This is a genomic window from Streptomyces sp. NPDC094147 (genome assembly GCF_044764265.1).
In the GTDB taxonomy this organism is placed as follows: Bacteria; Actinomycetota; Actinomycetes; order Streptomycetales; family Streptomycetaceae; genus Streptomyces.
This window is the reverse complement of the sequence record NZ_JBIWHT010000045.1, coordinates 23,562-33,525: the sequence shown is the minus strand read 5'-3', so window position 1 is coordinate 33,525 and position 9,964 is coordinate 23,562. Positions and strand designations below refer to the sequence as shown.

General features: G+C 71.8%; 5 protein-coding genes and 1 pseudogene. 2 read left to right on the top strand and 4 right to left on the bottom strand.

The genetic code is table 11. The features are described 5' to 3' along the window. Positions 1–108 precede the first annotated feature (108 nt). A pseudogene (locus ACIQ8J_RS33585) lies at positions 109–336 on the top strand (low temperature requirement protein A); the annotation flags it as partial. Positions 337–1,462: 1,126 nt separating this feature from the next. Beyond that, positions 1,463–4,459, top strand: coding sequence for an amino acid adenylation domain-containing protein (locus ACIQ8J_RS33580; RefSeq protein WP_403277550.1), 2,997 nt, complete (start codon positions 1,463–1,465; stop codon positions 4,457–4,459). 46 nt (positions 4,460–4,505) lie between these two features. On the opposite strand, the gene ACIQ8J_RS33575 is transcribed toward ACIQ8J_RS33580, so the two are convergent. The 4 genes from ACIQ8J_RS33575 to pepN form a co-directional block, all read right to left on the bottom strand. Then, positions 4,506–5,279 (bottom strand): thioesterase II family protein, encoded by a 774-nt coding sequence (locus tag ACIQ8J_RS33575; RefSeq protein WP_403277549.1) that lies wholly within the window; start codon positions 5,277–5,279, stop codon positions 4,506–4,508. A gap of 56 nt (positions 5,280–5,335) precedes the next feature. Then, positions 5,336–6,310 carry a nucleoside-diphosphate kinase gene (locus tag ACIQ8J_RS33570; protein WP_403277548.1) on the bottom strand — a complete coding sequence of 325 codons (975 nt, stop codon included), beginning with the start codon at positions 6,308–6,310 and terminating at the stop codon, positions 5,336–5,338. A 19-nt stretch (positions 6,311–6,329) separates the two neighbouring features. Continuing rightward, on the bottom strand, positions 6,330–7,274 hold the full coding sequence (locus tag ACIQ8J_RS33565; RefSeq protein ID WP_403277547.1) for a hypothetical protein: 945 nt from the start codon (positions 7,272–7,274) through the stop codon (positions 6,330–6,332). Positions 7,275–7,348: 74 nt separating this feature from the next. After that, on the bottom strand, positions 7,349–9,964 hold the full coding sequence (gene pepN / locus ACIQ8J_RS33560; RefSeq protein WP_403277545.1) for an aminopeptidase N: 2,616 nt from the start codon (positions 9,962–9,964) through the stop codon (positions 7,349–7,351).

Here is a 9,964-nt window from a genome sequence, read left to right as displayed (position 1 = left end):
GCGGTCAGACCCCCACCCTGCGCATACCGCATATCAACGGCATACCGCAGGGATCACCCACCGTCACCCCCGACACCAACCCGAAAACCTCAGTAATTCACCGAGCGCCACCAGCTTTTCGTCATCATCGCGCTCGGCGAATCACTCATCGCCATGGGCCTGGGCGCCACGGACCATTCGGTCAGCACACCACTCCTGGCGGCCGCCGTCCTCGGTGTCGCCGCCGACGGATTGTGGTGGCGCTACTTCGACATGGTGAGCCTGCTGGTGGAGCACCCCCTCCGCGAGGTCCGCGGTCAGACCCGCCTCACCCTGGCCGTCAACGCCTTCGGCTAAGGCCACTTCCCTATCGTCACGGCGGGTCCGCCGTCTATCTGGTCGGGCTGCTGCTCTTCGAGCGGCTGACCGTGAGGGTGTGGGGCCCGTTCCGACTCGCGCCGTGTGCCTGCTCTTTGCCTGGCTGCCGGGCAGCCGCCGCTGGCCGGACTCTCGGGCGTCGTCGCGGTGCTCGCGGCACTCGCCGCCGCTGAGACCAAGTGGTATGGGGAACTGCGCCGGAAGGTGCGCCCAACGCGTCGTGAAACTTCCCTCAACCTCACCGGGATCATGGACCTCACCGGACTGTATAAGCGAGCCGGTGCCGACGCCATCGAAGGTGCCACGGCCAAGGCTTAGGAACTTCTTGCCCAGGCCGACGCCTCCCGTGGACTGGCGGCAACCTCGGCCACGACGACACCAACGCCTGACAGCACCCTGATGCAGCGGGCACGTCATCTGCCCGCCCGGTGCATCAGCCTCGGGTCAACCCGCTAAGCGCCGGTGGCTGCGTGCGTGGGAGTGGTGGCGATTCGCTGCGCGTTGAGTATTTGCGCAAACCGCGTGACTTCCCTCAGGGAACTCCGAGAGTATGGGGTCCTGCCCGTCAAGGACTCGCTACTGCAACGCCATTCTCGATGTGCCCACGGGTGGGCACACTTCCCTGGCTGAGAGGGATCGAACAGGATTCAGCCGGATCGAGAAGGATGGAAAAGCCCGGGATTTCGGTAAAACCGCAGGTGAGACGCGTCTCAGTTTCGGGTTCGAATCTCCTAGGCTCCACAGAAGGAAAGCCCTTCTGACCTGCGGAAACGTGGGTCGGAGGGGCTTTTTGCGTCGTGGTGTGCGCGCCGTGCCCGAGGCGGTCGGCCCGGCGGGCGGGTGCCGCGGAGCCCGGCGGCGGTCTTCACGTCCGGGCTGTGGGAGCGGTGGGTCACCGGGGGGCCGGTTTCGCGTACGTCGGCGGTTCCGCGACGCGTCCGGCGTGCGCCGGGGGAGCGGCTGCCTCGGCCGGCCCCGGGTGACTGTCATGCGCAGACCTGGGCAGGTGTTCGACCAGTGCCATGTACCCTGCCGTCGGCAGTCGTTGTGACACAGTCGTGTGCCCATCTTCGGGGGGAGATTCCACCATGCACGGAGGTCTCTGTTGACGCGCGGAAACCTGTGGCGGGCGTTCATGGAAGTCGCCGAGGCCCATCCCGGAACCGAGGCGTTCGCCAGTCCGGAAGCGGTTCTCGACTATCGGCAACTGGCCGCCGCGGCAGCCGCGTTGGCGGACGAGCTGGCCGCCCGGAACATAAAAAAGGGCGATCTCGTCGCCATCGAGATGCCGGTCGGGCCGCACTTCGTCGTCAGCGTGCTGGCCGCGGTCGCGGTCGGTGCGGCCTATCTTCCGCTCGACGTGTCGGGCCCGGCGAAGCGGCGCGAGCAGATCCTGCGGGACGCCCGGCCCTCGGCCGTCCTGCGGGCCGAGGACGCCCGGCGCGCGTTCGCCTCGCTGGCGGACGCCCCGGCCGCGCGACAGGACATCGCCCGGCACGATCCCGCAACCGGCGACGACGATCCCGCGTACGTCATCTACACCTCGGGCTCCACCGGCGTACCCAAGGGCGTCGTGGTTCCGGCGCGCGGTGTGCACAACCTGCTGGCGGCGTTCCAGCGCCGCGCGCCGCTGGAACCGGGAGCCCGCCACAGCTGGTGGACCTCCCCCGGTTTCGACGTCTCCGTGTACGAGATGTGGAGCGCGCTGTGCAGCGGCGGGACCGTCGTCCCGGTGCCGGACGCGTACCGGCGTGACATCGACGCCACCCTCGACTACCTGGACCGTCAGCGCGTCGAATCCGCTTACCTGCCACCGCAGTTCCTCCCGGCGCTGCGCGACCGGGTCCTGCGCGGCGGCCCGGCGCCCTCGCTGCGGCGGCTGCTGACCGGCGTCGAGCCGATTCCCATGGGGCTGCTGGTCCAACTGCGGTCCTCGCTGCCGGAGATGACCGTCATCAACGGGTACGGGCCGACCGAGACCACGGTGTGCGCCACGCTCTACACCGTTCCCGACCAGTGCGACGACCCGCAGCAACGGACCCCGATCGGCACCGTCGTCGAGGGCAACCGCGGCTTCGTCCTGGACGAACGGCTCGCGCCTGTCGAACCGGGGCGGCCCGGGGAGCTGTTCGTCGCCGGTGCCGGTGTGGCGATCGGCTATCTGCACGATCCGCGCCGCACCGCCGAACGCTTCCTGCGCGCCGCCGACGGCGATGGCCTCATGTACCGGACCGGGGACCTGGTCTCCGCCGACGCAACGGGCAACCTGACCTTCCTGGGCCGGATCGACGACCAGCTCAAGATCGACGGCGTACGCATCGAACCGGCGGAGACCGAGGCCGCCCTGCGGCGCCTTCCGGAGACAGCGGACGTCGCCGTGCTCGCCCGACCGGCCGGACCCGGCGGGCCCTCGCTGCTGACGGCCTTCGTCGTCCTTTCGGAGGCCGTCACCGATACCGAGGCCCTGTGGGCCGGGATCAAGGAGCGGCTGGCGGAGGAGGTCCCCGCACAGGCCGTGCCCCGGCGCTTCCTCGCGCTGGAGCGGATACCGATGACCAGCGACGGCAAGCTCGACCGGGCGGCGCTCCCCCGGCTGGACGACCGGCCGGCGCGGCAGGCCCGGGACGCGGGCGAACAAGCCGTCGAGAACGCCTGCCGCGAGGTGCTGCGGCACGCGCCGTCCTCACCGCTGGGCCTCGGATTCGCCGAGATGGGCGGCGACTCCCTCCAGGCCGCACAGCTCTCGACAGCGCTGCGAGCGATAACCGGCCGGGCCGTCACAGCCGCCCACGTGCTCGGCGCGCGGACACTCGCCGATCTGGCGGCCGAGCTGAGGACTCTGCCCGCCCTGGCCGCGCCGGGCGGTGACGGGCCGGGGCAGGACACGGCACCGATGACGCCGGGCCAGGCCGGGATCTGGGCCGCCGAGCTGACCGGCCCGGCTCCGGGTGCCTTCCACGAGGCCGTGGCGGTGGAGCTGACCGGCGCGGCCGACGCGCATCGCATCGCCCGGGAGTTGACGGCCGTACTCAACCGGCACGTCGTCTTCCGCGGCCGGATCGACATCGACACCATGCAGTTCGTGACCGACGGGGAGCCGGTGTCGGTCGCGGTGTGGCCGGTCGAACCGGGTGAGACGGTGGACGACGTGTGGCAGCGGGCCCTTGCCGCGATGCACCGGCCGGCGTTCGACCTCGGTACCGGGCCGCTCGTACGCGCCGTCGTCCTCGCGGCACCGGACACGGTCCGCCTGCTGATCGTCTGGCACCACCTCGTGGTCGACGCGTGGAGCGCCCGGATCGTGATCGAGGAGCTCGCGGCGGCCCTGGACGGCCGTGCGGCCGGTGCCGGGGCGGAGCGCGGGCACGCCCGCTACGCGCGCCGTCAGCGGGAGTACCTCGATTCGACGGACGGCAAGCTGGCCGTCCAGGCGGCGGCCGAGCGAGTACGCGCCTGGCTGCCGCATGGCGACGCGCCTGCGCCCGCGGCACAGGACTCCTGCCAGGTGCACGACCTGGCGGTCGGGCCGGGCGTGTGGGCCAGGGTCCGCGACTGCGCACGCCGCCATGGCAGCACGCCGTTCGCGGTCACCCTGGCCGCCGTCCTCGACCCGGTGTGCCGACTCGCGGGCACCGACGGCAGGTTCGCGCTCGCCGTCGCCGACCGGGACGAGGCGGCCGACGCCGACGCGGCGGGGTACTTCCTCACCACCGTCCCGTTCGGGCCGGCTCCGGCCGACGGCGGGGACGCCGCGCTGAGCCGGGCGGGCGAGGTCATCGCCGAGGCGCACGGGATGGCGCGGGTGCCCTTTCCGTCCCTGATGGCCGAGCTCGGGCTGCGTGACGCGCGGTCCGTGGTGCCGTTGCTCATCGCCTGGAACCGGGATCCGGTGGGTGTTCTGTCCGGTCCCGGTCGCACCGCGCGGTCCCTGGACGTACGCCCCCTGGGGGCGCGCTGGCCGTGGACGGTGCTGCTCACCGACCACGGAGACCTCGGTATGACCGGGCGGATCGAGTTCCCGCCGTCGGTGCCGGAGGACCAGGTGGCGCGGTTCGGTGCGCGACTGGAGCAGCTGCTGGACGCGTTCGCCTCAGAGGCCTGAGCGGCCGGGCTCGGTCCGCCGAGGCGGGCCGAGCCCCGGCAGGGTGTCAGGACTGCCGCGTGTTCACGAACTCGGGGGCGGTGGTGAGCAGGTCCTCGATCGCCTTGACGAACCGCGGCCGGTTGACGGGGTCGAAGAGGGCGAAGTGGCCGCCAGGGAAGACCTGCACCTCGCAGCCCGCCGTCGAGTGGGCGCCCCAGTCCGCGAGAGCGGCGACGTCCACCAGCCGGTCCTCGCTTCCGCACAGGACGCTGATGGGTGCGTCGATGCGCAGCTCGGCGCCGCGCTCGGCGGCCTCGGCGCCCAACTTGAGATCCTCCCGCATGTTGCTGAGCAGCGAGGTGCGCCAGGCCTTGTCCTTGAACACCTCGGGAGGCAGGTCGCCGCCGAGTTCGAGCATCAGCCGGAGGTCGTCGTCGCTCGACCGCTCGGAGAGCCGGGCGCCCCGGCCGCGCGGCACCTGGCCGGACGCGACCAGACCGAGACAGTGCTCCCCGAGGGCGTGCGCCAGGTGGAGACCGAGGGTGGCGCCCAGGCTGTGCCCGAACACCACGGTGGGCACCTCGGTGGTCCCGAGGTTCGTGATCACTTCTTCCAGGGTGGCGCCCGGCGGCTCGGTCAGCCGGCGCTCCCGGCCCGGAAGCGTGAGCCCCAGCACCTCCACGTCGTCGGGGAGAGCGCCGACCAGGCGCAGATAGCGGTTGGGGCCGCCGCCGGAGTGCGGTACGACCAGGAGCCGGACACGGGGTGCGCGGGCGGGCTCCAGCTGCGGCCGCAGCTGCGACCACCACGGCGGTGTGTACGGGACGGGTGGTGCCACGGGGCCTCCGGAGCCGGGAGGAGAGGTAATGGGACGAGGCCGTGCGGCGGGCGGCATCACGTGAGCCACGAGCCGGGCGCCGGGTTGCCGATCACCTTGATGGCGCCGGGCTCGTCCTCCAGGAGGTGGCTGCTGCCGACGATGGCGAGGTCCCAGACGTCCAGCTTGAGTCCGAGCGAGTTCAGGACACCTGCGAACTCCCGCCAGGGCAGCACCTCGCCGCGCTCCGCGGCCTCCAGCCAGGCGCAGATCTGCCGCGCGGCTCGGGCGAGCTCCGGGCGCTCCTCGCCGCGCTCGCGTGCCATCGTGGCGATGCGGCGTACGGCGCCCGCGCGGTCGAGGGTGACCCCGCCGAACTCCCCCGAGTGCAGCACCCGGTCCAGGAGCTCCTCGTCGGCCGGGGACGGGGCCCCGGCCACCAGGCGGTCGAGCAGCCGGCGGCGCGGTGCGGGATCCATCAGCAGGTTCAACTCGCGTACCAGGTCGGCCGGTTCGTCGGCGCAGTGGATCATGCTGCACATCCGGTTGGGCCGGTTGAGGATGCTGCGCAGGCTGTCCGCGGCCTGCTCCGACATGTCCGCCTTCCCCTTGAGCGAGCTGAGGTGCACCGTCGCGGGGGCGGCGTGGCCGCCGTGGCTGCGCAGGAGCAGCAGCAGGGTGGGCCCGGCCTGGAGTACGACGTCGTTCACCGCGAGGCGGTCCAGGGTGGCCAACGTGTGCTGGTGGCGCCAGAGTTCGCGGCCGGTGTGGCGGTTGAAGTGGAACATCTCGGCGCCGATGACCGTGAACTCGTGGCGGGCCAGGAAGTCCAGGATGAGCCCGAGCTTTCCGGTGGCCATCCCGTCGGGCTTGACGAGCATCAGCGCGGAGCGGTGCAGGATGCCGTCCCGCTCGTCGCCGAAGGCCTCGCGGCACTCACTGAGCCCTTCGCGGAAACAGGTGTCGAGCTCGTAGTGGTACGCCTTGACCGGCATACGCGTGAGGGTGGTCCAGTTCGTGGGGCCCATGTCGCCCATCGCTTTCTCGTTCATAGGGGTGCGGATCGGGCGGTCAGCCGTGCAGGACGGCCGCCAGACGTTCGAAGTTGGTGTCCAGGTCGGGAGTGAGGCCGAATTCGAGGACGGCCAGGTCCGAGAGCAGCCCGCGCAGATCGCTCTCCACCCGCTCCAGTGCGGCGGGACTGCTCTTGCCCGCCGCGAAGTCGCTGCGGCACAGGTCGAGCACGGCGTCGACGTCCAGCGCCCGTACGCTCTCGTGCTGCCGGGTCAGCACAAGCAGGGCCCGCGGGCGCATGGCCGGGCGCAGCCGGTTCTCGTAGAGCGCGGGCCATTCGACGCGGCTCTTGTCCCGCGCAGGCACGGGCGCGGCCGGTGCCTCTGCCAACTCGGGCCTGCTCTTGATCAGCGCCGGGTCGAGGTAGGCGCAGCGCGGATACCCCCAGAACCGGGGCTCGGCGTCGTCCAGGTGACGCATCATGGCGTCCTCGCCGCCGAAGGCGGCGCCCTTGAACAGGCCCCACGCGGTGAACGTCGACTTGCCGACGCCGCTGTCCGCGGTGACCAGTGCCGCGCGGCCGTCCACGGACAGGGCGCCGGCGTGCAGCCCGTAGTGGTTCTCGGAGCGGAGTGTGAGGACGAGGAAGGCCTTCTCCAGGAGCCAGCGGCCCCACACGACGGGGTCGGCGAGGTCGGAGCGGGCCAGCGTCACCCGGACCGTCCAGCGCGCGGGGTACACCACCGCCCGGGAGCTCGCCGTGTCCAGGACGACCTCGTCCGTTGTGTCCCAGCCCGGCGGGAAGTACGGCGGCGGCACGGGGGCGCGGTCAGTGTCGGACAGCTCGACGGACAGGTGCACGGTCTGTGCGGCCGGGGGCGTCAGCCCCATGGCGTCGGGCGGCAGGGGGGCGCCGAAGAGCCTGCCAACCATGGCCTCGGCTTCGGTGGGCGCCGTGCACAGGACCCGGTATCCGTAGAACTCGTAGAGGTTTTCTCGCATGTTCCTGTCCAATCCGTGCTGTCCTCATGGGAGTTGGGGACAGCTGCGGTGGTGGTGTCCCTGGGGTGTGGCCGTCAGAAGGGCTCGGCGCCGTCCCGGGCGTGCCGGTCCCGGTCGGTGCCCTGCGCGCGCAGGGCACGCTCGGCATCGTCGTACTGTTCGAGGACCAGCCGGCGCAGCGCCGGCGAGGCGGCGCGGTGCCGCTCCAGCCACGCCCCCGTCGCGTCGAGGACGGTGCGGTCGTCCGCCGGCGCCGGGTAGAGGCCGAGCACGATCTGCTTGGCCATCTCGTGGCTCCTGGTCGCCCAGACGCCGTGGAGTGCCTCGAAGTACCGGTCCGTGTACGGCGCGAGGAGGGCGGGGTCGTGGGTCTCGGCGAAGCCCGCGATCACCGCTCGCTGCATCTGGTTGGGCAGCTCACCGCGGTCCACCACGGCCGCCCAGGCCGCCGCCTTGGCGTCCGCGTCGGGACGCGAGGCACGGGCCGTCGCTGCCCGGCACTCGCCGGCGGGCGTGGGATCGCGGCGCTGCTCGGCCGCGATGGCGTCCTCGCCGATGCGTCCGGCGGCGGCCAGGCGCACCACGATCGACCAGCGCACCTCGGCGTCCACCACCAGCCCCGGTACCGGCGTCGTCCCGTCGAGCAGGCCGCAGAGCACGTCGAGGTGGGCTTCGGTGCGCGCCGCCGCCACGAAGGCGCGCAGCCAGGCGAGTTGGTGGTCGCTGCCCGGCTCGGCCGAGCGCAGCCGTTCGTGGGCGGCCCCGGCCCAGTGGACCAGGAGGGCCGTGCGCGCGGCCGGGTCTGTGTAGTGCTTCAGGGCGTGCGGGACCTGGCGGTGCAGTGACTCAACGACGCCGATGTCACGCTCGGAGCCGACGGCGGAGAGCACCAGGCGCAGATAGTCCCGGGCGGCCAGCTCGCCGTCCCGCGTCATGTCCCAGGCCGCCGCCCAGCACAGGGCGCGGGGCAGCGGATCGGTGAACGAGCCGAGGCGCGCGGTCAGGGTGCGCAGGGACTCCCGGTCGAAGCGGACCTTGGCGTAGGTGAGGTCGTCGTCGTTCAGGAGCACCACGTCGGGGCGGTCGAGCCCCACCAGACCGGGGACTTCCGTGCAGGCGCCCGCGACATCCAGCTCCGTGCGGTGGGTGCGCCGCAGCTCTCCGCTCGCGCCGTCCAGGCTGTAGCAGCCGATCGCGACGCGGTGCGGGCGCAGTGCCGCCTCGCCGGGGACGCCGGGCGGCAGGGCCGGGGCCTCCTGGCGGACCCGGAAGGCGGTGATGCGGCCTGCGGTGTCCGTCTCGATCTCGGGCCGCAGCACATTGATCCCCGCGGTCTCCAGCCACAGCTTCGACCAGGTGCCGAGGTCGCGCCCCGAGGCCTCCTCCAGCGCACGCAGCAGGTCGGCCATCCGCGTGTTTCCGTAGGCGTGGGCCGCGAAGTAGCCGCGTACGCCCGCGAAGAAGGCGTCCGTGCCGACGTACGCCACCAGTTGCTTCAGGACGGACGCGCCCTTGGCGTAGGTGATGCCGTCGAAGTTGACCAGCACGTCGTCCAGGTCGCGGATCTCCGCGACGACGGGGTGCGTGGACGGGAGCTGGTCCTGGCGGTACGCCTTGGCCTTCTGGTGGTTGGCGAACGTCGTCCACGCGTCGGACCACGGCGAGTCGGGGGCGAGCGCCTGGCAGGCGAACGAGCAGTAGGTGGCGAACGACTCGTTGAGCCACAGGTCGCTCCACCAGGCCATGGTGACCAGATCGCCGAACCACATGTGGCTGAGCTCGTGGAGGATCGTGGCGGCCCGCTTGCGGTGGGCGGCCTCGGTGGCCCGCGAGCGGAAGACGTACTTCTCGCTGAAGGTGACGGCCGCCGCGTTCTCCATGGCGCCCGCGTTGAAGCCGGGGACGAAGATCTGGTCGTACTTCTCGAAGGGGTACGGGTGACCGAACCGCTCCTCGAACCAGTCGAAGCCCTGCCGTGTCACGGCGGTGATCTCGTCCGCGTCGAGGTGCTCGGCGAGGCTCTGGCGGCAGTACACGCCCAGCGGGACGCTGCCGGCGGCGCGCCGGTGCTCGGTGTGGACGGCGTGATAGGGACCGGCCACCAGGGAGACCACGTAGGTGGAGAGCCTGGGTGTCTGCCCGAACGACCATATGGAGTGGGCCGGTTGGGTTCTGTCAACCGTTTCGGGCGTCGAGTTGGAGATGACCGTCCAGTCGGTGGGGGCGGTCACGCTGAACCGGAAGCGTGCCTTCAGGTCCGGCTGGTCGAAGCAGGCGAAGACCCGCCGGGCGTCCGCGACCTCGAACTGGCTGTAGAGATAGACGTGTCCGTCCACCGGGTCGGTGAAGCGATGCAGGCCCTCGCCGGTGTTGGTGTACGCGCAGTCTGCCACCACCCGCACCTCGTTGCGGCCCGCCACCAGGTGCGACAGCTCGATCCGGGAATCCCGGAACACCTCGTCCACCGCGAGCGCCCGGCCGTTGACCACGACCTCTCGCAGCGCGGGCGCCCGCAGATCGAGGAAGACCGGTGCGGCCGGGTCGGCGCAGTCGAAGCGGATCTCGGTCACCGAGCCGAAGGTGGGGCTGTCGGCGGCCGCGCGCAGATCGAGGGCGATGTCGTACGTCTCCACGGCGACGGCGCGGGAGCGCTGCTCGGCCTCCTGGGCCGTCAGGTTCGTACCGGGCAT